Origin of the sequence: Corynebacterium sp. HMSC069E04 (assembly GCF_001813175.1) — a bacterium.
Taxonomy (GTDB): domain Bacteria; phylum Actinomycetota; class Actinomycetes; order Mycobacteriales; family Mycobacteriaceae; genus Corynebacterium; species Corynebacterium aurimucosum.
Window position 1 is genome coordinate 60,126 of the sequence record NZ_KV811696.1, and the last position, 21,384, is coordinate 81,509.

The 21,384-nt window shown below is 60.6% G+C and carries 22 protein-coding genes; 3 read left to right on the top strand and 19 right to left on the bottom strand.

The annotated features are described in order from the left end of the window. Positions 1–18 precede the first annotated feature (18 nt). The 5 genes from mutM to gdhA form a co-directional block, all read right to left on the bottom strand. Complete coding sequence (gene mutM, locus HMPREF2896_RS10260) at positions 19–867, bottom strand: bifunctional DNA-formamidopyrimidine glycosylase/DNA-(apurinic or apyrimidinic site) lyase (RefSeq protein WP_070562751.1); 849 nt, start codon at positions 865–867, stop codon at positions 19–21. Between the two features lie 14 nt (positions 868–881). Then, positions 882–1,652, bottom strand: coding sequence for a ribonuclease III (gene rnc / locus HMPREF2896_RS10265; RefSeq protein ID WP_070445456.1), 771 nt, complete (start codon positions 1,650–1,652; stop codon positions 882–884). Next, positions 1,649–2,188: a YceD family protein gene (locus HMPREF2896_RS10270; RefSeq protein WP_070719452.1), complete on the bottom strand. Its 540-nt coding sequence runs from the start codon at positions 2,186–2,188 to the stop codon at positions 1,649–1,651. Before HMPREF2896_RS10270 ends, rnc begins: the two co-directional genes overlap by 4 nt. Before the next feature lie 174 nt (positions 2,189–2,362). Next, on the bottom strand, positions 2,363–3,109 hold the full coding sequence (locus HMPREF2896_RS10275; RefSeq protein ID WP_070711437.1) for a DivIVA domain-containing protein: 747 nt from the start codon (positions 3,107–3,109) through the stop codon (positions 2,363–2,365). Positions 3,110–3,233: 124 nt separating this feature from the next. Next, on the bottom strand, positions 3,234–4,580 hold the full coding sequence (gene gdhA / locus HMPREF2896_RS10280; RefSeq protein WP_070719453.1) for an NADP-specific glutamate dehydrogenase: 1,347 nt from the start codon (positions 4,578–4,580) through the stop codon (positions 3,234–3,236). 171 nt (positions 4,581–4,751) lie between these two features. Between gdhA and HMPREF2896_RS10285 the strand changes: the two genes are divergently transcribed. After that, complete coding sequence (locus tag HMPREF2896_RS10285) at positions 4,752–5,870, top strand: glycerate kinase (RefSeq protein WP_070445731.1); 1,119 nt, start codon at positions 4,752–4,754, stop codon at positions 5,868–5,870. A 46-nt stretch (positions 5,871–5,916) separates the two neighbouring features. On the opposite strand, the gene HMPREF2896_RS10290 is transcribed toward HMPREF2896_RS10285, so the two are convergent. Beyond that, on the bottom strand, positions 5,917–6,315 hold the full coding sequence (locus HMPREF2896_RS10290; RefSeq protein ID WP_070445443.1) for a hypothetical protein: 399 nt from the start codon (positions 6,313–6,315) through the stop codon (positions 5,917–5,919). 36 nt (positions 6,316–6,351) lie between these two features. On the opposite strand from HMPREF2896_RS10290, the gene HMPREF2896_RS10295 reads away from it, so the two are divergent. Next, positions 6,352–7,560 carry an amidohydrolase gene (locus tag HMPREF2896_RS10295; RefSeq protein WP_070719455.1) on the top strand — a complete coding sequence of 403 codons (1,209 nt, stop codon included), beginning with the start codon at positions 6,352–6,354 and terminating at the stop codon, positions 7,558–7,560. A gap of 141 nt (positions 7,561–7,701) precedes the next feature. Next, entirely contained in the window at positions 7,702–10,092 is a 2,391-nt protein-coding gene (locus tag HMPREF2896_RS10300; RefSeq protein ID WP_070719457.1) for a glycogen/starch/alpha-glucan phosphorylase, read from the top strand. A 152-nt stretch (positions 10,093–10,244) separates the two neighbouring features. Here HMPREF2896_RS10300 and pyk read toward each other — a convergent pair whose 3' ends face one another. The 13 genes from pyk to HMPREF2896_RS10365 all read right to left on the bottom strand — a co-directional run bounded on the left by pyk (position 10,245) and on the right by HMPREF2896_RS10365 (position 21,383). Beyond that, entirely contained in the window at positions 10,245–11,666 is a 1,422-nt protein-coding gene (gene pyk / locus HMPREF2896_RS10305) for a pyruvate kinase (protein WP_070445728.1), read from the bottom strand. 300 nt (positions 11,667–11,966) lie between these two features. Then, a complete protein-coding gene (gene lgt, locus HMPREF2896_RS10310) occupies positions 11,967–12,875 on the bottom strand; it encodes a prolipoprotein diacylglyceryl transferase (protein WP_070445434.1) in 909 nt (302 codons plus the stop codon). 41 nt (positions 12,876–12,916) lie between these two features. Then, positions 12,917–13,744 (bottom strand): indole-3-glycerol phosphate synthase TrpC, encoded by an 828-nt coding sequence (locus HMPREF2896_RS10315; protein WP_070445431.1) that lies wholly within the window; start codon positions 13,742–13,744, stop codon positions 12,917–12,919. A 170-nt stretch (positions 13,745–13,914) separates the two neighbouring features. Beyond that, positions 13,915–14,589, bottom strand: coding sequence for a TIGR02234 family membrane protein (locus HMPREF2896_RS10320; RefSeq protein ID WP_070719459.1), 675 nt, complete (start codon positions 14,587–14,589; stop codon positions 13,915–13,917). Continuing rightward, positions 14,582–14,992 (bottom strand): phosphoribosyl-AMP cyclohydrolase, encoded by a 411-nt coding sequence (gene hisI / locus HMPREF2896_RS10325; protein WP_070445428.1) that lies wholly within the window; start codon positions 14,990–14,992, stop codon positions 14,582–14,584. The genes HMPREF2896_RS10320 and hisI overlap by 8 nt, the downstream gene beginning before the upstream one ends. Beyond that, on the bottom strand, positions 14,989–15,753 hold the full coding sequence (gene hisF / locus HMPREF2896_RS10330; protein WP_070445717.1) for an imidazole glycerol phosphate synthase subunit HisF: 765 nt from the start codon (positions 15,751–15,753) through the stop codon (positions 14,989–14,991). Before hisF ends, hisI begins: the two co-directional genes overlap by 4 nt. Before the next feature lie 121 nt (positions 15,754–15,874). Continuing rightward, a complete protein-coding gene (locus tag HMPREF2896_RS10335) occupies positions 15,875–16,678 on the bottom strand; it encodes an inositol monophosphatase family protein (RefSeq protein ID WP_070643780.1) in 804 nt (267 codons plus the stop codon). Positions 16,679–16,682: 4 nt separating this feature from the next. Further along, the gene (gene priA, locus HMPREF2896_RS10340; RefSeq protein ID WP_070719461.1) at positions 16,683–17,465 is read right to left on the bottom strand and encodes a bifunctional 1-(5-phosphoribosyl)-5-((5-phosphoribosylamino)methylideneamino)imidazole-4-carboxamide isomerase/phosphoribosylanthranilate isomerase PriA; all 783 of its coding nucleotides are present in this window, start codon (positions 17,463–17,465) and stop codon (positions 16,683–16,685) included. Positions 17,466–17,495: 30 nt separating this feature from the next. Then, complete coding sequence (hisH, locus tag HMPREF2896_RS10345) at positions 17,496–18,131, bottom strand: imidazole glycerol phosphate synthase subunit HisH (RefSeq protein ID WP_070711442.1); 636 nt, start codon at positions 18,129–18,131, stop codon at positions 17,496–17,498. After that, a complete protein-coding gene (locus HMPREF2896_RS10350) occupies positions 18,128–19,348 on the bottom strand; it encodes an MFS transporter (RefSeq protein ID WP_070445416.1) in 1,221 nt (406 codons plus the stop codon). Before HMPREF2896_RS10350 ends, hisH begins: the two co-directional genes overlap by 4 nt. Positions 19,349–19,398: 50 nt before the next feature. Continuing rightward, complete coding sequence (locus HMPREF2896_RS10355; protein WP_070445412.1) at positions 19,399–19,581, bottom strand: hypothetical protein; 183 nt, start codon at positions 19,579–19,581, stop codon at positions 19,399–19,401. 5 nt (positions 19,582–19,586) lie between these two features. After that, positions 19,587–20,219 carry an imidazoleglycerol-phosphate dehydratase HisB gene (gene hisB / locus HMPREF2896_RS10360; protein WP_070445409.1) on the bottom strand — a complete coding sequence of 211 codons (633 nt, stop codon included), beginning with the start codon at positions 20,217–20,219 and terminating at the stop codon, positions 19,587–19,589. 60 nt (positions 20,220–20,279) lie between these two features. Further along, positions 20,280–21,383, bottom strand: a complete 1,104-nt coding sequence (locus tag HMPREF2896_RS10365) for a histidinol-phosphate transaminase (protein ID WP_070719463.1) — start codon at positions 21,381–21,383, stop codon at positions 20,280–20,282. Position 21,384: the final 1 nt, after the last annotated feature.

Genomic DNA, 21,384 nt, shown 5'->3' on the forward strand with positions numbered 1-21,384 from the left:
ACTCACACCAGAATCGTCCTAGTTGGCCGCCAACTTCCTCCCCGCGGCGCGGCTCTGGCAATACGGGCAATAGTGAGTACCACGCCCACCTAGCACGGTTTTCAGGATTTCTTCGCCACAGCGATCACAGGGCTGACCGCCCCTCCCATATACGTGCAAGGAACGGTCAAAATATCCGGATTCGCCGTTAACGTTGACGTACAACGCATCAAAGCTGGTTCCGCCAACGGCGAGGGCGGAGCGCATGACGTCGGCGGCCGCAGAAATCACAGCGACGGCATCGCGCTGCCGCAGAGCACTAGCCTTCTTCAGCGGAGAAATCTGGGCCGCCCACAGCGCCTCATCAGCATAGATATTGCCCACCCCGCTGAGCACCGTTTGGTCGAGCAAAGCCACCTTGACCGCGGTGCGTTTCGCGCGCAGGCGCCGCCCTGCCGCGGTCAGGTCGAAGTCTGTTTCGAGAGGATCGGGAGCGATATGTGCCATCCTCAGCCACGGCCCGAGACGCCAATAGCCGAAGGTGCGCTGGTCCACGAAGCTGAGACGGGTGGCGTCATCAAGCACGGCGGCGATGCGCACGTGCGGCGAATCCACCTCGCCGATCCGCACCTGCCCCGACATGCCGAGGTGGATGAAGAGCACATCGCGAGCTGGGTCGGTGTGATCCTCGTCGGCGAACTCCAGCCACATGAACTTGCCGCGGCGCGCCACCGCGGCAATCTTCCTGCCCACCAGCAGCGCGGACAGCGGGGCTTCCTGGCCCCGGTTGGCGCGCGGGTGGAGAACATCTACTGCAGCAAAGGAGCGCCCCACAAGATAGGGCTCGAGTCCGCTGCGAACAGACTCGACTTCGGGAAGTTCTGGCATCGAATTCTCGTGGCTTAGCTCTCTTTGCCGGCGGTGCCCTGCACCAGCAAGGGTGTCTCGCGCAATGCTTGGCACGCTTCTTCCGCTGCCTGCTGCTCGGCGAGCTTCTTGTTATGCCCTGTTCCCCTACCCACGGTCAAACCGGCCACGGTGGCCACGGCGTTGAAGGTTTGATCGTGCTCAGGACCCGTCGAGGTGGCCGAGTACACCGGCATCGCGGCCTTCAGCTCCGCGCACAGCTCCTGCAAGGTGGTCTTCCAGTCCATATGACGGCCGGACACCACGGCGTTGTCAATCTTGGCGGCGAACAGCTTCAGCACCACCCCGCGGGCAACCTCAAAACCATGCTGGCGGTAGATAGCCCCCAGGATGGCCTCGGTGGTATCGGCCAAGATGGAGTCCTTGTCACGGCCGCCGGTGGATTGCTCGCCCTTGCCCAACAGGACGTGCTCGCCCACGCCGATTTCGCGGGCGACATCGGACAGGCCATAGCGCGACACGATGGAGGCACGCATCTTAGAAATATCCGACTCGGGGCGCGAGGGGTACTTGTCGTAGAGCTTGGCCGCGATAGACAAGCCCAAGACGGCATCCCCCAGGAACTCGAGGCGCTCGTTGTTGGGCAGGTGCCCGTTCTCGTTGGCGAAAGAGCGGTGGGTCAGTGCCAAGCACAGCAGCTCATCGCTGATCTCCACGCCGAGTGCTTTTAGCAGCGGGGCGTGATCTACCTCCGCGAAGGCCGCGGCTAGTGCCTGTTCACCAGTGAGTTTCTTCTTCTTGCTCATAGGAACTTCTCCAGACCAGACCAACGCGGATCCACGCGCTCTTCTTCCCCAGAGACCCCCGTGGTTACTCCATCGGGAGCATCCACCTCGCAACCATCCTCGCACGTTGGCGCAAAGGGAAGGGATAAACCTGCCTCATCGATCACGGTCTGGAGGAGGTCGAGGATTCCATCCTTGATCTCGGGAACCTCATCACCGGAACCGCGATCCTCCTCCTCGGTCTCATCCCCGCTGACGAAGGATTCATCTGCGGAAAACACCTGGGATACGTGGAGATCCAGTTCCGGATGCAGCTCTGCTAGGCAGCGGGCGCATTCGCCGCTGAGGGTGCCGGTGATATCAGCGTCCACCAACACACCGGAGCCCAACGGGGTCAAGGTGGCATCCACCTTAACCTCAGTACCTTCCGGGATGCCGATCATTTCCACGCCGATGCGCTCTGGCGCGGGTCCGGTCTGCACGCGGTGCTCAGGCAGCGCCTCGGTTCCTTGGCTGCGGAGCAATTCCGTCACGTCGAACTTCAATGGTGATTTCATAGCGCCCACCAGCTTACCCTGTGCTGGCCCGCGCGCCCTAGACTGGCAAAGACCTGAAGCTGGGGCATAGGCGCTTAAGCACTTGGCCTAAAAGCTCGATTCTGTCCTCGGCGCTGTTCTCGCTTTTGCTGCACTCATCTCCTGGCGCGCGGAACGGCCGCACATTAGTCCCCTCTAGTAGTCGCGGGGCGCACGCGGCGCCCGGCGCGCCGGTTCCCGAGTCTCGCGCACAGCGCCGCGTCCCTCGCCGCGCGATTCCCCACGAGAGCGCACACCGGCACCTCGGCGCAGAGCGGAGCGATCGTTATTCACGGTGCGCAGGAGGTCAGACAAGGTGGTCTCGAATTCCCCGAGCTTGGCGTCAACGAATTCATCGCACTCGGTGCGCAGACGGTTGGACTCAGAGTGCGCGGTCTCCACGATACGGTGCGCCTCATCATCGGCACGGCGCACGACCTCGGATTCGGAGACCAAGCGGTCTTGTTCAGCTTGGCCTGCAGCGACGGCACGCTGGTATTCCTCATCTGCTTGGGCGCGGGTGCGCTCGGCGTCGGAGCGTGCGTTGTCCACCAGGTTGCTGGCCTCGTCCTCTGCCTGGGCGACAAGGGTGGTGGCGCGATGTTGGGCGTCGGCCAGCATGGCGTCCGAATCCTCACGCGCACGGGTCACGGTGTCATCAGCCTCGGCATTGGCTTCAGAAATAATCTGCTCCGCGCGTTCTTCCGCACCCTGCAGGATCTCATCCTGCTTGTCCAAGACGTCCTGGGCATCATCCATTTCGACCGGGAGAGCGTTGCGGAGATCGTCGAGAAGCGCCAGCATCTCGTGGCGCGGGACCATGCAATTAGAGGTCATGGGAACGGCATAGGCCTGTTCCAGGTTGCGAACAAGTTCATCGAGGGACTCAAATACGCGGTACATGGCACCAGCCTAACCAAGCACATACGCACCGCGACGTATCCCACGCGGGAAGAAACGGCGAAAACCTCCCCACTCAGTGGGGAGGTTAAACCAAGGCATAGAGAGGAATAGAGAACGGCTGGGGCTAGATCACGCCCTGCGCCAGCATGGCATCAGCCACCTTCTTGAAGCCAGCGATGTTAGCGCCCGCGACATAGTCACCCTCCAAGCCATATTCCTTAGAGGTCTTATCGATATTGCGGAAGATATTGGACATGATCTCGTGGAGGCGCTGGTCGGTGTACTCGAAGGTCCAGGAGTCACGGGAGGCATTCTGCTGCATCTCCAGCGCAGAGGTCGCCACACCACCTGCATTTGCGGCCTTACCCGGCGCGAAGGCGATGCCATTTTCCACAAAGTAGTGGGCGGCCTCCGGGGTACAGGGCATGTTCGCGCCTTCGGCAACATAGCGCACCTGATTCTTGACCAGGAGCTTGGCGTCCTCGCCGTCGAGCTCATTTTGGGTAGCGCACGGCAAAGCAACGTCGGCGCTGACCTCCCATACGTTGCCACCCTCGTGATACTCCACGCCCGCACCCGCTTCGCCGGCGTAGGTGGAAATGCGCTCGCGGCGGACTTCCTTAATCTCCTTGAGTAGCTCTAGGTCCACACCGTTCGGGGCGGTGATGTAGCCGGAGGAGTCAGACATCGCGACGACGGTACCGCCGAGCTGTTGCACCTTTTCGGCGGCGTAGATGGCAACATTTCCGGAACCGGAGACAATCACCTTGGCGCCGTCGAAAGACTCACCATGGGCCTTCATCATTTCCGAGGTCAGATACACCAGGCCGTAACCGGTAGCCTCGGTACGCACGAGGGAGCCACCCCAGCTCAGACCCTTGCCAGTAAGAACGCCAGACTCGTGCTTGCCCTCCAGTCGGCGATACTGGCCGAACAGGAAACCGATTTCGCGTCCGCCCACGCCACTATCACCGGCCGGGACGTCGCGGTATTCACCAATGTGGTTGTGCAGCTCCGTCATGAAGGATTGGCAGAAACGCATGACCTCGGCTTCTGACTTACCCTTCGGGTCGAAGTCAGAACCGCCCTTGCCGCCGCCGATAGGCAGGCCGGTCAGGGAGTTCTTGAAAATCTGCTCGAAGCCGAGGAACTTGATGATGCCCAGATTGACGCTCGGATGGAAACGCAGGCCACCCTTGTAGGGGCCGAGCGCGGAGTTAAATTGCACGCGGAAACCGCGGTTGACCTGGATCTGGCCGCTGTCATCCACCCACGGCACGCGGAAGATGAGCTGACGCTCGGGCTCGCACAGTCGCTCGACCAGGCCGTAATCAGCGTAGTGAGGGTCTTTATTGAGGACGATCTTCAGTGAGTCGAGTACCTCAGCGAGTGCCTGATGGAATTCCGGTTCGCCAGCATTACGCTTGAGAAGCTTGCTGTAGTAATCGGAGATTTGCTGGTCGATGGACATGGCAATCCTTTCATTGGGCACCGTTCCTCACGGTCGGTGCGTCATCCATTGAACAAGCAATAGTTTTCTATCAATCGACCTAAATTGCAAGATGGCCGTACTGTGGCGTGCCTTAAGGGCTGGTCAGAGCGCGAAAATTTTTTCTCGTATCTCTGCCATATACTCATGGGCATGCGCATTCTTGTTGCCCCCGATTCCTTTAAAGGCACCGCTACTGCAGCCGAAGCTGCCGCCGCCATTGCATTGGGCGCGCGGCGCGCTCTCAGCTCCTCGCCCCACGCAGACACAGCGAAGGTAACGACCCTGCCCATGGCCGATGGCGGCGAAGGCACCGCGGAGGTGCTCGCCAGCGCCGCTGTTCATCGCCACGGCACGGCGGGGCAAACGATTACGCTGCCTACCACCGATGCCATTGGCCGTCTGACCGAGGCCAGCTACCAGCTCGTTGGTGACACAGCCTTTATCGACGTCGCCGCCGCCACCGGCCTTCCTGCCGTTTCCGACGCCCTCGATCCACTCCATGCGGATTCCTATGGAACGGGCGTGCTGGTGGCCGACGCCGAATCGCGCGGCGCCAAGCACATCGTTCTTGGTCTCGGCGGCAGCGCCAGCATCGACGGCGGTCTCGGCATCCTCGCCGCGCTCGGCGCCGCCGCCCACGATGCCCGCGGATACGCCCTGCCCAAGGGCGGCGCACCTTTGGTCAACCTCGACCACATCGACACCGCGCAGCTCAACATGAAGGCGGCCATGCTGGACTACACCTTGGTCACCGATACTCGCGCCGTGCCCGTCCAAGCCGCAACGATGTACGGCCCACAAAAAGGCGCTGAGGGCGAACAAGTAGCACTACTGGCGGGCGCGATGCTACGGCTCTGCGAAGTCACGGAGACCGACCCACAGGCCGAATTCTTTGGCGCCGCAGGCGGCATTCCCATCGCCCTGAGCTGGCTTTCGCGCACGCTCTGGGGCACCTCGGAGCACTGCCGTATCGTGCCGGGCGGCCAGTATGTAGCCCAAGCACTCAATCTACCCACGCGTATCGCCGAGGCGGATCTCGTCCTTACCGGCGAGGGGCGCTTCGACGAACAATCGCTTACCGGAAAGGTGGTGGGCACGCTGGCGGACATGACTAGCCCGCCAACCCTGGGCATCATCGCCGGCTCCGCAACCGCATCGGCGCCACAGGGCACACTGCTGGAAGAACTCGACGGGGAGGAAGAGGGGGACGTCGCCCAGCGCTTAAGCAACGCGGCCGAACGCCTCGTCCGCAGCGTTCTGCAGAGCTAAAACTCTCTGAGGCTAAAACTCTCTGAGGCTATAGCTTTCAGCAGAACTACGGGGTCACCTGCACCGCCCACGGGAAAATTGCCGGTCGCTCGTGGGCGAGCTCGTCCTCCAGCAACACGTGGTCCTTCGGTAGAACCGAATGGGGTGTCAACAAGCGTGCGAGGACCATGGTCAGCTGATTGACGGAGCCCTTCACGCCATCGACATCGATGGCATAGCGGTAGACATTGGCGTCCTCTAAATCACGCTCTTCATGCTCATCGCGGTAGGTCTGGCGTAGCTGTTCTTCCAGCCCCTCCGGGAGTGCAGGATCGGGCACACGGGTAACCTCAGCAGAAGCTAAGGAGCCGTTATCCACCAGCTTGTGGGTAGCAGTGCTAAAGATTTCGGCCACGCGCTCGGCTTGAGCATCCGGCACCAGAACATCAAAGTGAATCAATGGCATGTAGGTAACCCTACCCAAACTTGAAGGACAGTAACTATGGCAGATCCCACACTTTCTCGGCTGAGCTCGCTCCTCCTCGAAGATTCAGTCGATCTCAGCTGGCAACGCGCCTTCTATGAAGACATGCATGCCCACCCAGAGCTGTCCCACCAAGAGGAACGCACCGCCGGGCGGATTCTGGAACAACTAGATAAGTACGAGTGCGAGCTCGTCACCGGAATCGGCGGCCATGGCATCGTCGCTATCTTCCGCAACGGGGACGGCCCAACCGCGCTGATGCGGGCTGATTTTGATGCCCTCCCGGTGGCCGAGGAAACCGGCGTCCCCTTCGCCGCCACCAATGGCGCAATGCATGCCTGCGGGCACGATGTACACACCACGGCATTGCTCGGCGCGTGCGCGATTCTCGACGCCCACCGCGACGCCTGGCACGGCACCTTCCTAGCACTGTTCCAACCGGCGGAGGAATCATCCATGGGCGCCAAATACATGATTGCGGACGGGCTCACCGACCGCGTTCCTGCACCGGATGTGTGCTTTGGTCAACACGTCATGCCGGGCCCCGCCGGCCAGGTGCAGTCCACCGCCGGCCCCATCCTGGCCGGCTGTGATTCCCTCCGCATCCGCATCACGGGGCGCTCCGCGCACGCCTCCATGCCGCACGAGGCCATCGATCCTTCCTACGCGGCCGCCATGGTGGTCACCCGCTTACAAGCCATTGTCGGCCGCGAAGTCCCTCCCCATGATTTCTTTGTCATCTCGGTGGGCGAGCTGCATTCGGGCGATAAAAACAACATCATTCCGGGCAGCGCCGAACTCGTACTTAACACCCGCTATTACAAGCCAGAGTTGGCGCAGCGCGTCTATGCCTCCCTCGAGCGTATGGTGCGAGCCGAGTGCGAAGCCTCGGGATGCCCAGCAGAGCCCACCTTCGAGTACTTTGCCCATGGCGAAGTCACCGATAATGACGCTTCCATTCATGAGACCGTTCGCTCGGCCTTCGACGCAGTCTTTGCTGATCTCTCCGTGAGCGCCACCTCATCCACCGTCTCCGAGGATTTCTGCTATCTCCCACAAGCCTGGGGCGTGCCTTATAACTTCTGGTTCATCGGCTCCACGCCGGAGCACCTCCTGGACAACCCGCCGGTCAACCACCAATCCACTTTCCTGCCGGATTATGAACCCACCATGCGCTCGGCCACCCACGCCGGGGCTGCAGCCGTCCTGTCTTTTCTGGGGCGCTAACCTTCCCGGAACGCTTTCGCTGTGTGTGATGATTAATGCACGCTGGCTGGCAGTGCTCTCTCCTGCAGCTGAATGCGGAACTGGTTAAGCTTGGGTGTTGGTATTTTTCCGCATTTTTATGCCTAAGGTGAAGGGATTCTCATGAGTCAACCCCAGCACTCCGATTTTCAGACCGCAGTTCCCGGACACGTCCGCGCCGCTGCTGGTGTCTCCCCCTCTGCCGCGACTAACCGCAAGTTCTGGTCCGGCTTGTCTTCTTCAGTAATGGAGCAGATTGCTGACAACTGGGAGGCCACCCGCACCGCCTACTCCGCCGCCCGCCAGCAGCACTATTTCTCTGCTGAGTTCCTCCAGGGGCGCGCCCTGCTCAACAACCTCACCAACGCCGGACTCGTCGACGAAGCCCGCGCCGCCTCCAAGGCCGCCGGTCACGAACTCTCCGATGTTCTCGAAGCCGAGCACGATGCTGCACTAGGCAACGGCGGCCTGGGCCGCCTCGCCGCCTGCTTCCTCGATTCTGCTGTCACCCAGAACTACCCGGTCACGGGCTACGGCCTGCTCTACCGCTACGGTCTCTTCCGTCAGTCCTTCGACAACGGTTTCCAGCGCGAGGAACCAGATGCCTGGATGGAAAATGGCTACGACTTCATCATTCGCCGTGCCTCCGAACAGCGCTTGGTCCACTTCGATGACATGGACGTACGCGCTATCCCCTATGACATGCCGATTACCGGATACGGCACCAACAACGTAGGTACGCTGCGCCTGTGGAAGTCCGAGCCTATCGATGAATTCGATTACGATGCCTTCAACTCGCAGCGCTTCACCGAAGCCATCGTGGAGCGCGAGCGCGTCATGGACATCTGCCGCGTGCTCTACCCCAACGACACGACCTACGAGGGCAAGGTGCTGCGCGTTCGCCAGCAGTACTTCTTCGTCTCGGCCTCGCTGCAGCAGATGATCGATAACTACATCGAGCACCACGGCGAGGACCTCACCGGCTTCGCCGAGTACAACTGCATCCAGCTCAACGACACCCACCCGGTGCTGGCCATCCCCGAATTGCTCCGCCTGCTTCTCGACGAACACGGGATGGGCTGGGACGAGGCCTGGAAGGTCGTCACCGAGACTTTTGCCTACACCAACCACACCGTGCTGGCTGAGGCTTTGGAGAGCTGGGAAGTATCCATCTTCCAGAAGCTGTTCTGGCGCATTTGGGAGCTGGTGGAAGAGATCGACCGCCGCTTCCGCGAAGACATGGCCCAGCGCGGCTTGGATCAAGGGCGCATCGACTACATGGCTCCGGTGTCCGACGGGCATGTCCACATGGCGTGGATCGCTTGCTATGCCGCGTACTCCATCAATGGCGTCGCCGCCCTGCACACCGAAATCATCAAGGCGGACACGCTCTCCGAGTGGCACGAGCTGTGGCCGGAGAAGTTCAACAACAAGACCAACGGCGTGACCCCTCGTCGTTGGCTGCGCATGTGCAACCCGCGCCTGTCCGACCTGCTCACTGAGCAGGCTGGTTCTGATGCCTGGGTTACCGATCTGACCGAGCTGGCGAAGCTGGCTCCTGTGGCTGAGGATGAGAAGGTGCTGCGCCAACTCATCAACATCAAGCGCGCCAACAAGCAGGATTTCGCCGCATGGATTGACGCACACCAGGGCGCTACCGTGGACCCGGATTCCGTTTTCGATGTCCAGATCAAGCGCCTGCACGAGTACAAGCGCCAGCTGATGAATGCGCTTTACATCTTGGACCTGTACTTCCGCATCAAGGTCGACGGCGAAACCGTTCCGAAGCGCACCTTCATCTTTGGCGCGAAGGCAGCGCCGGGCTATGTCCGCGCGAAAGCCATCATCAAGCTCATCAACACCATCGGTGACCTGGTCAACAACGACCCGGCTACCAAGGACGTGCTCAACGTAGTCTTTGTTGAGAATTACAACGTCTCCCCCGCCGAGCACATCATCCCAGCCGCTGATGTCTCCGAGCAGATTTCCGTCGCCGGCAAGGAAGCCTCCGGTACCTCCAACATGAAGTTCATGATGAACGGTGCCCTGACCTTGGGCACAATGGACGGCGCCAACGTAGAGATCGTCGAGGCAGTGGGCGAAGACAACGCCTACATCTTCGGCGCCCGCAACGAAGAAATCCCGCAGCTGCGCGCCGAGTACAACCCGGGCGAGCTCTATAACACGGTTCCGGGCCTGGCGCGTGTCCTCGATGCCTTCACCGATGGCACGCTGGGTTCGGAGAATGCAGGCATGTTTAGTGATCTGCGCTCCTCGCTGCTCGATGGCTTCGGCGAACACGCTCAGGATACCTACTACGTCCTCGGGGACTTCGCCGACTACCGCGAGACCCGTGACCGCATGGCTGCTGACTATGAAGCGGACGAGCTGGCATGGGCCAAGAAGGCCTGGCTCAACATCTGCTACTCCGGGCGCTTCTCCTCTGACCGCACTATCGCTGACTATGCCAACGAAGTGTGGAAGCTGACCCCGACCCCCATTTCCCACGTCTAGACAGACAGGGGTTAAAAGACGCACTAGTGCCTATTAACCCCTAGACGGGGCTTTCCGGAAAGACAAAGCGCCGCCCCACCACCGTTCCCCCTTCCCACTTAGTGGGTAAGGAAGCAAGCGGGGTGAGGCGGCGTTGTTTGTCTGCGACGGTTTTACTTATCGCGCAGAGTCTGGCCCAGCTCGTGGACCTGAATCATATTGGTGTTACCAGAGATTCCAGGAGGGGTACCGGCGATGACGACGATCATGTCGCCTTCCTTGTACTTATCCATTCCCAGCAGAGCCTCATCAATGGCGGCCATCATGTCATCGGTGGACTCGACCGAGTCACTCAAGAAGGTCTCTGCACCCCAGGTCAACGCCAGCTGCGAGCGCACCGCCGGGTACGGGGTGAAGGCAAGGAGCGGCAGCGCGGAGTGCAAACGAGCCACGCGCTTCGCGGTATCACCGGAGGTGGTGAAGGCGACGATGGCCTTCGCATTCAGGCGCTCAGCAATATCGCGTGCGGAGTAGGACACAACACCGCGCTTGGTGCGCGGAACGTGCGACAGCGGAGGAACCTGGCCGCCTTGCTCAGCATTCGTCACGATGCGGGACATCGTGCGCACAACATTGTGCGGGTCGATGCCGACGGAGGTCTCACCGGAGAGCATGACGGCATCAGCACCATCGAGCACTGCGTTAGCCACGTCGGAGGCCTCCGCGCGAGTCGGGCGCAGGTTGGAGATCATGGAATCGAGCATCTGCGTTGCCACGATCACCGGCTTGGCATTCTCACGCGCGATCTGGATAGCGCGCTTCTGGAACAGCGGAACCTGCTCCAGCGGGACCTCGACGCCAAGGTCACCGCGCGCAATCATGATGGCATCGAAAGCCAAGACGATGGATTCAAGGGCATCGACCGCCTCCGGCTTCTCGAGCTTCGCAATAACCGGAACGCGGCGGCCTTCCTCATCCATGATTTCGTGGACCTTGTCCACATCGGCTGGGGAACGAACAAAGGACAGAGCGATCATGTCCACGCCGAGCTTCAATGCGAAGCGAAGGTCAGCAATGTCCTTCTCCGACAGCGCCGGCACAGAAATGTCCATGCCTGGGAGGGACACGCCCTTGTTATTGGAGACCGGTCCGCCCTCGGTGACCTCACAAACAACGTCATTGCCGTCGACTTCCTTGCAGACGACGGCGACCTTACCGTCGTCGATCAGCAGGCGGTCACCCGGCTTCGCGTCCTGCGCCAGGTTCTTGTAGGTGGTGGACACGCGGTCGTGCGTACCTTCTACGTCATCAACGGTGATGCGGACGATTTCGCCGTCCTTCCACATCTCTTCACCGTTGACGAAGCGACCCAGACGAATCTTCGGTCCCTGGAGGTCCGCCAGGACGCCGACTGCCTGGCCGGTCTCATCGGTAGCCTCACGGACCCAGCGGTAGTTCGCCTCGTGGTCCGCATGCTCGCCGTGGGACATGTTTAGACGCGCCACGTTCATGCCTGCTTCAACGAGGCCAAGGATTCCTTCCTTGCTTGCTACAGCAGGACCCAACGTACAAACAATTTTGGTTCTTCTATCCAACATGGAGTGCCTTATTCACATCGGGAGTTTCTAACGGTTCCCAAACTACCCCGCTTTGCTGGTCTCGGCCACCACGAATGAAGCTCACACCATGTTTTGACCGTCGAATCAGGCTTCCCCGGTGACTGTTGCAGCCCCTTCCGATTCGGCAACAACCGGGAATAACCGGGCACATCTGGGCATTTTGTGTCCATGCTCCCGAAACTCGAGACTCTCGGTCAAGGCGTCTTAAAACATTGTGTGATCCCGGCTACTTCCCGAAGCCTCAGCGCGTGAATCTGTCGCTAGGCGCTGCGACTGTCACCTTTGTGAGTCAGCGACTCCTGCACTGTCACCGACGTCGGCGGCACGGGCCGGGTCCACCTCTTCTGGTGTTTCCTGGCCGCGCGGCAGCCGGAAGTACACGATGAGCGCTACAACAAAGCAGACCACTGACACGATGACGTTGACACGCAGACCAAAGATGAGCGTGGCATCGTCAGCACGCATGTTTTCTACAACGAAGCGCCCCGCTGTGTATCCGGCGACGTACAGCGCAAACACACGACCATGGCCGAGCTTGAATGCCTTGTGGGCCCACAGCAGGAACACGCACACCGCCACGTTCCACAGCAGCTCATAGAGAAATGTCGGATGCACCGAGGCGATTACTTCCCCGGTCGAGCGCCCACTGATCGGCGCGTATTCACCGCTTTCATTCACACGATAATAAATGTCGAGAGCCCACGGGACGGTGGTCTCACGACCATAGAGTTCCTGGTTGAACCAATTGCCTAGGCGGCCAATAGCCTGCGCCAATATGAGTCCAGGCGCGACGGCATCCGCAAACGGCCCCACAGGGATGCCCTTGACTTTGAACATGAGCCACACCGCGACCGCGCCCAAGGCCACCGCTCCCCAAATACCTAGTCCACCGTTGGTGATTTTCAGCGCGTCGAGAGGATCACACGTGGAGCAGAAGTACTTATCATTATCCGTAATCACGTGATAGAGGCGGCCGCCAATGATGCCGGCTGGGATCACTACCAAGGCAGCATCCCAGACCACATCCGGGTTTCCACCCCGGGCGGTATAGCGGCGCAGAGTCATCCACAGCGCAACGAGGATGCCGGCGATAATGCACATGGCATACGCACGAATAGGGACTGGTCCGAGATGCCACACGCCTTGTGGCGGAGAGGGAATGTTGGCGAGGTAGTAAATCTGCACGGGAAATAGTGTGCCTGAAAAAGACGGCCACTACAACGCGCTTAGCTTCTGCGCGAAGGGCACGCCGGATGCTGGCCGGCGGCCACTAAGGAGCGGGCCAAAGCCATCGGGTCCTGGGCCGCCATAATGGACTCACCGACGAGGATGGCATCGGCTCCCTGCGAGGCATAGGACAACACGTTACGCGGACTATTAACGCCGCCCACCGCAATACGTGTGATGCTCTCAGGAAGACCCGGTGAAATAGTAGAAAAGGCCTCCCGATTAAGTGCATCGGAGGCCAAAGACCACGCATTGATGGCCACGACAGTACCCCCTGCTTTGATAACGCGATCCACCTCAGCGCACGTGCGCACTTCCAGGATGGCTGTCATTCCAAGGGACTCCACGCGGTCGAGGAGCGACTCGAGGCGAGCCTGATCAAGCAACTCCACCTGCAAAGGAATCGCATCCGCCCCATAACAGCGCGCTTCATGAATCTGATAAGGATCAACAATGGTGTCGCGGCACAGCATAGGAATGTCGATTGCAGCGCGGGCAACACGCATGTCCTCCAGGGAGCCATGAAAGCGGCGCCTGTCTGTCTGGCAGGCCATGACGTGCACGCCTGCTTCCTCCAGCTTTCGTGCCAGGGCCGCGACGGAGTGCGGTCCGTCTAGGTGGACGATCTCTCCACCATAAGGCACGGCGCGCTTGATTTCGGTGATGATAGAACATCCCGAACGTAATAGGGCCTGTGCGGTATCGCGCGGTGCGTCCATGTCTCGAGACCGCGCTTTAACTTCCTTGAAGGGGACGCGCGCCTCCCGTGCGGCTACATCAGCTAGTACGCCGGCCACAAGGTGATCGACGGCAATCGGGGTAGGCATGGAGCACCTCCCTTCCCCGAAGGAAACTCAAAGAAAGAAACAGGGGCGTTTGAGATCACACTTAGGCTAGCGCGCCCTTGCCTCTAACAAGAAATCCGGGGCACCCGATTCCGTGCTAGGACCACTATGTGAAGCGGGAAATGCAGCCACGGCTCACGCCGCTGCCATGCCTAGGTCGACCGGGGATCGGTGGGGTCAATATCGGCATCGAGGGCATCCCACATCACACGGCCGGAGTCCTGGGAGGTTTCGAGGTCTTCCTGCAGGCGTTCCTGGCGTACCGCCGGGGTTTCATATTTGGCGGAGCGGGGCTTATCGGCCCCCGGATTGCTCGCCACCATGACCGCGCCGAAGAGGGCAAGCGCCGCACCGGCGATAGCAAGCACGGGGCCAACGGTCGACGCATCAGCGGTGAGGACAGTGGCCCAATCCGAAATGGTTGCGGAATCCACGGAGGTATCGTTCGTTCCTCCCTGCAGCAGCTCTTGAGCACGCTCCGTCTCGGGGCCGGCAGTCAACAGCGCAACCGGGCGCCATCCGGCAGCCGCCGCGGCGAGTGCGGTGAGGACAGAGACAATTCGACGGCCCGTGCGCCGCAGCGCAAAGGCTGCCACACCGCCAGCGAGAACCACGACGCTGAGTGCAATGAGCTCGAGGGACCACAAGGAACCAGATAATTCCACAACACTCGAACCGGCCTTATCGTCTTCGACCGCCGCCGTCACCCACGTCATGCGGGAAGACAGCCACAACAGGATGGCGCCGACGAACATCAGCACAGGTCCGATGCGTTTAGCTCCACTGTGCTTTGCTTCAGTGCACTTTGCTTCAGTGCGCTTAGCCATTGTTCTCCTCTCCGAAGAGATCGCGTGCATCGAAGCACGTCCGGTCCCCGGTATGGCACGCGCCGCCGTGCTGACGAACGGTCAGTAAGACGGTGTCTCCATCGCAATCTAAGCGCGCACCCACCACCTCTTGGGTATTGCCGGACGTCAGACCCTTAATCCAATACTCACGGCGCGAGCGTGAATAGTAGGTTCCACGACGCGTCGCCAACGTATAGGCCAAGGCATGATCATCCATCCATGCCAGCATGAGCACTTCTCCGCGCTCCGATTGCACAATGGCCGGAACCAAACCCGCCTCGTTGCGCTTAAGCTGCTGAGCAATCTCTTCACTCAGCTCATAGTCCCCTACGGCCTCCGAATCGGTGCTTCTGTGCCCGCTGCTTTCATTGTGTACCTTCACTGGCGGACCTCCTTCCCTGCTGCCGCAAGTGCCTCTTTAACCTCAGAGATCTCTACCTCACGGAAGTGGAAGATGCTGGCCGCGAGCACGGCATCTGCCCCGGCATCAACAGCCGGTGGAAAATGCTCGGCCCTACCCGCTCCGCCGGAGGCGATGATCGGCACGGACACCGCCGCACGCACCGCCTCGATCAATTCGATGTCGAAGCCCGCCTTGGTGCCGTCTCCATCCATGGAGTTCAGCAGAATCTCACCAACCCCTAGTTCCTCACCGCGCTTGGCCCACTCCACGGCGTCGAGGCCTGCCGAGCGCGTTCCGCCATGTGTGGTGACCTCAAAGCCGCTGGGAAAATCTTTCGCGCGGCGAGCATCCACCGAAAGCACAATGCACTGGGAACCAAAGACATCCGCCAGTTCGCGCAGCAACTCCGGGCGCGCGATGGCAGAGGAGTTTACAGAGACCTTATCCGCGCCGGCACGAAGAAGCTCGCGGACATCGTCCACCGACCTGACTCCACCGCCAACGGTCAACGGGATGAAGACTTGATCGGCCGTACGGCGCACCACATCGAGCATGGTGCCGCGGCCATCCTTTGATGCGGAGACGTCGAGGAAGGTCAGCTCATCAGCGCCCATGTGGCCATAGCGGGCAGCCAACTCCACCGGGTCACCGGCATCACGCAGGTTTTCGAAGTTCACGCCTTTGACCACACGGCCATTATCAACGTCAAGACACGGGATCACGCGCACGGCAAGTGCCATGGTGACCATCCTCCTAAAACTAAAGGTCAGATGAGAGGCAGTCCGTATGGAAACTGCCGAATACTAAAAACTACGTCCGGCTTCAGCGCCCAATTCCCACGCTGGGGTTTAGTGCCGGAGCCTAGCGCTCCCCACGAGGATTTCGGGCGATGGCATCCAGAATTGTGGCATGAACCTGCGGGGTTCCTCCCACAAAGCCCTTCGAGTTGGCGGTCCACTCATTTCCTTCTGGATCGCTCACGCGGCCACCGGCGGCCTTGATCATGAGCGCACCCGCCGCGTTATCCCATGGGTGCGGCGAGAAATTCACCGCCCCATCAAACACGCCTTGGGCCACGAAGGCATTGTCCAGCCCCACCGACCCAGTCATGCGGGGACGCAACCCGGTCTCTCGGAGGTCCTTGAACAAATCGGTTGGCAGGTGTGAGGAACAGCCCACATGACCGCGGGCCTCGTCGAAGCCCTGAGCCTCCTCGCCGCCCCCGAAACCGGTCGAGGGGCCGCCGCTGGTGCGCAGTGGCATGCCTTGTGCCGCGACGACGCGACGGTTTAGCAAAGGAAAATCTGCGACTGCGACGACGGGCTTCGCTTCGTGCAAAAGCGTGACAAGAATTCCGCAGCACGGATTTCCCGCGGAATAGTTCGCGGTTCCATCCACTGGGTCCACGACCCAGATCGTCTCTTGGAGGTCTCCCCCGTATTCCTCGCCGAGCACCGGGATTCCGGTGAGCTGACTCAGCGTTTGACGCAACTGCTGCTCAATGACCAGATCTACCTCGGTGGCAAAGTCTCCCTCGCCCTTGAAACGCGCGGGTGCTGCGCCGAGGCCCCTGCGGAAGAGATCATCAACGTGATCCACCGCTGCCTCCGCAAAGGCAACAAGCTCGCGTGGGTCCGACTCCGAAGTTCCTGTCATCGGGGCCATCGGCCTACCTCTCCTCGATCGGGTCGATGTATTCCTCTCCCGGCAGCGGGGTAACCTCTGCAACGGCAGCGAGAGCTTCCTCCAGCGTGAAGCGCTCCTCATAGAGAGCCTTACCGATGATGGCGGAATCAATTCCCTCATTTTCGTAGAGGGCCAATTCACGCAGATCATCCAGGGTGGAAATTCCTCCGGAAGCAGTGACCTTGGCTTCTGTAGCGGCCGCGACCTCACGCAACAACTCAATGTTGGGGCCCTGCAGCGTACCGTCCTTGGACACGTCCGTTACTACGAAGCGAGTACAACCAGCCACATCGAGGCGTTCGAGGACCTCCCAGAGGTCGCCGCCGTCAGATACCCAGCCGTTACCTCGCGTCCGCCACTCGCCATCCACCAGGCGGACCGCCAAGTCCACTGCGATGCGGTCACCGTGTTCTGCCAGAGCCTTGGCAATCCAGTCAGGGTTCTCCAAAGCCGCGGTACCAATATTGACGCGGCGCGCACCGGTGGCGAGAGCTCGGGCCAGAGATTCATCATCTCGAATCCCGCCGGTCAGCTCCACGTTCAGGTCCACGCTTGTGGTGATTTCGGCGAGCAGTTCATGGTTGGATCCGCGGCCAAAAGCCGCGTCCAAATCGACTGCATGCAGCCACTGCGCACCCTGAGCCTGCCACTTCAGGGCAGCCTCACGCGGCGAGCCATAGGATTTCTCGGTTCCGGCCTCTCCTTGATCAAGGCGAACTGCCTGACCATCAACGACATCAACCGCGGGCAACAGTGTAAAACTCATGGTGGGTAGTCTACCTTTCACGCGGACTCTTTAAAGCGTTCCTATCCAGTTCTTCAGCAGCTGCGAACCAACGTCACCAGATTTCTCCGGGTGAAATTGGGTGGCCCACAATGCGCCATTGTCTACCGCAGCGACAAAACGGTCACCGCCATACTCCGACCACGCCACCTTCGGCGGCTCCGTAATCTCGGTCTCCAGCTCCCAGTTCCGCGCGGCATAGGAATGCACGAAATAAAAGCGATCCTCCGGGCTCACGCCTTCAAACATGCGGCTTCCGCTAGGAAGCTCCACGGTGTTCCATCCCATGTGCGGGAGGACGGGAGCCTGCAAACGGGTAACCTCCCCGGGCCACTCGCCGCAACCTTCGGTGTGCACGCCGTGTTCAGTGCCTGACTCAAAAAGAATCTGCATGCCTACGCAAATCCCCAAAACGGGGCGACCACCAGCCAATCGCTGACCAATGATTCGCGGCCCCTGTGCGGCGCGCAGGCCCTCCATGCAGGCAGCGAACGCCCCCACTCCGGGGACCAAAAGGCCATCGGCCTCTACCGCCTGTTTCGGGTCCGCGGTCACCGCGACGGTGGCACCGACCCTCTCCAGCGCGCGCACTGCCGACCGGACATTGCCAGCGCCATAATCCAGGACTACTACGTCGTGTGAGCTCATCGTGCTTCCTTTCCGGGTCTCCTCGGCCTTCTAATCATGCGCAGGCGGGTTTGGATGTCGTTCAGCTCGCTCACGCGGGTCTTGCCCAAGGCGAGGTCAGCCGCAGACATGAGCAGGCCCACCGCGATGATGGCGGCGCCAGCGGCGAACGCGCCATAATAACCAGACATAGCCACGACGGCGCCGAGCACCGTCGAGCCAAGGCCCGTGCCGCCGTCGTAGAAAATATTCCACACCGCAGAGCCCTCCGAGAGGCGCTCGCGCGGGAGACGGTCGAACATCGACAACAGCGCCTCATTTTGCACGATGCCGAAACCCGCACCGTAGATGACCGTGCCGAACACGAGCAGCCATACTGACCATTCTTGCCACAGCACGGCGGCGATAAGCCCCACGCCTAAGACTGAAAAAGCCTGAGCGGGAATCATCAGCGTGCCTGGCTGGCCTACTCGGTCCGCCACCACACCGGCCACATAGCGCGCGATCATGGCCGAACCACCAATCACCGATAGCATGAGGCCGCCCAAGACAGCGCCGCGCTCAGGATCCAACTCACGCACCGCCGGAGAAATGAAGTTAGATGCCACGCCATAGCTCACGGAAAAACTCATCAGCGCCAGTGCTGGGACGAGCACGAGCTTCCACATCGGGGCGCGCGGGGTGGTGTCTGAGGGGTCCGGCGACCCCACTGGAGCGGCTTTGATTTGCGGCACCAGAATGCACGTGAAGAATCCTAGTAAGCCAAGACCAGCAGCCAGAAGATACACCGTGTTGTAGTTAAAGGCTGAAGCCACCGCGAGGCCCACGGGCAAGAAGGCCATTTGGGCTGCACCGATGAATAGGCCGAAAATTCCCGTGGCCTTACCCAGCAGGCGCCGTGGCGTGATTTCCGCGATGAGTGCGTTCTCCGCCACTGTGAGCGCACCGAAGCCTATACCGCGCAGAGCGGAAAAGCCTAGGGCGATCGGGGCTGCATCGCCCAGCATGTGCCCCAACGCCGGCAGCCCCAGCAACAACGCCGCGGCCGCCATAATCGGGCGGTAGCCAAAGATGCGCAGCAGCATCGGTGTTGCCATTTGGGTAAGCACTGTGGCCAGCATGAACACGCCGGTCGTGGCACCAGCCAATGTCGCGGAACCGCCGGCATCCAGCACGGCCAGCGGCACCACAGGCAGCAAGACCGACCAAGCACCAAAAGCGGAAACCACCGCGATCATGGTTTCCTTAAAGCCAGCAACCTTCCATACGCTCTGAGGGGTCTTTTCTATCACTTCGCCGCCAATCCTGCTGAGAAGATGTCAAGGAACCAGACCAAGGCGGCAGTCACGGAGATCGCCGCGAGCGCACCCGCGACCACAGTCATCAGCACCGACCCGTTCTGGTATGCCGCCCACGCACCACCGACGAGCAACCCGGCGACCAGAAAGAGAACGAGAACCATTACATTCATAAGTCTTAGAGCGCTCCCTTCGTCGAAGGAACTCCGTTCACGCGCGGATCCCGCTCAGTAGCCTGGCGCAGAGCACGGGCCACTGCCTTATACTCGGCCTCCGTGATGTGATGCGGATCGCGGCCGTAACGCACGTTGACGTGCAAGGTCGTCGCCGAGTGCGTGGCAAAGGTTTCAAAGAAGTGTCGGTTGATAACCGTGGCGTAATGCCCACCGATAATCTGCCACTCCATGTTCTCCGGCTCGCCATTCATCACGAAGTAGGGACGCCCTGAGATATCGACGACGGCCTCCACCAGCGTTTCATCCATGGGGAGGAGCTGGGAGCCGAAACGGCGGATCCCGGACTTATCCCCCACCGCCTCCAGAAAGGCACGGCCCAGCACGATAGCGGTGTCTTCGACCGTGTGGTGAGCATCGATGTCAATATCGCCCTCAGCGTGAACGCGAAGATCGAAGGAGCCGTGGGTGCACACAGCGTTAAGCATGTGGTCAAAGAACGGCAGCCCCGTCGAAATATCCGACTGGCCGGTGCCATCGAGGTTTATTTCTACAGAGATCTTTGTCTCCCCGGTGACGCGCTCTGCGCGGCCAATGCGGTCGCCATGGTTGTGACGTACAGCGTCGCCAGCACTCATTGCCCCACGCTCCTTCTTCAAGTCATGAGCCCACAATGTGGGCTCATTTCATCATCGTTTTTAGTTAGTCATCTCTACTGTATCTGCCAAGTCCGCCGCGGCCGAAAGGAAGGCATCATTCTCTTCAGGCAGACCAATCGTGGCGCGCAAGAGACCCGGTACACCGTTATCACGAATCAGGACATCGCGGTCCAGGAATCCTTGCCACACCGCGTGCTGATCGGCAAAGTGTCCGAAGGAGACGAAGTTGGATTCGCTGGGTACGACGTAGTATCCGAGCTCCTTAAGCCGTGCGACAACCCGGTCCCGCTCCGCCGATAGTTTGGCCACAGTTCCCAAGGTCTCTTCCTTATGCGCAAGGGCAACGGTGGCCGCGATCTGGGAGAGAACCGACAGGTGATAGGGCAAACGAACGAGCATGACGGCTTCCACGAACGCCGGATCTGCCACGAAGTAGCCCAAACGTCCGCCGGCGAAGTCGAAGGCCTTGGACATCGTGCGCGAGACCACGAGCTTGGTCGGATATTTCTCCAGCAGCGTGGTCGCAGAAGGCGAAGGCGAGAATTCCATATAGGCCTCGTCCACGATGACGATGCCCGGCGCGGCCTGCACGATCTTCTCCACCACATCAATCGGGGTGACATCACCGGTGGGATTGTTCGGTGTTGTGATGAAAACGACGTCGGGGCGGTGCTTGGCGACGGCCTCCAACGCCTCCTCCTCATCAATACGGAAATCCGCATCGCGTGGGCAGGAGATGAATTCGGTTTGGGTGCCCGCGCATAGAATGGGGTGCATCGAATAGCTCGGTGTAAATCCCAGCGCGCTACGCCCCGGCCCGCCAAAGGCCTGCAGCAGCTGCTGCAGAACCTCATTGGAGCCGTTAGCTGCCCAGACGTTCTCCACGCTGACAGCCACCCCGGTCTGCTCACTGACGTACTCCGCCAGTGCCGTGCGCAGCTCCACGGCATCGCGCTCTGGGTAACGGTTGAGCTGACGCGCGTGCTTCTCGACGGCCGCCACCATGTCCTTCACCAGCGCCTCCGAGGGTGGATAGGGGTTCTCGTTGGTGTTGAGCTGGTTGGTCACCGTCAGCTGCGGGGCTCCATAGGCGCTGGAGCCGCGCAATTCTTCGCGAAGGGGAAGATCCTTCAACTCAGCCATT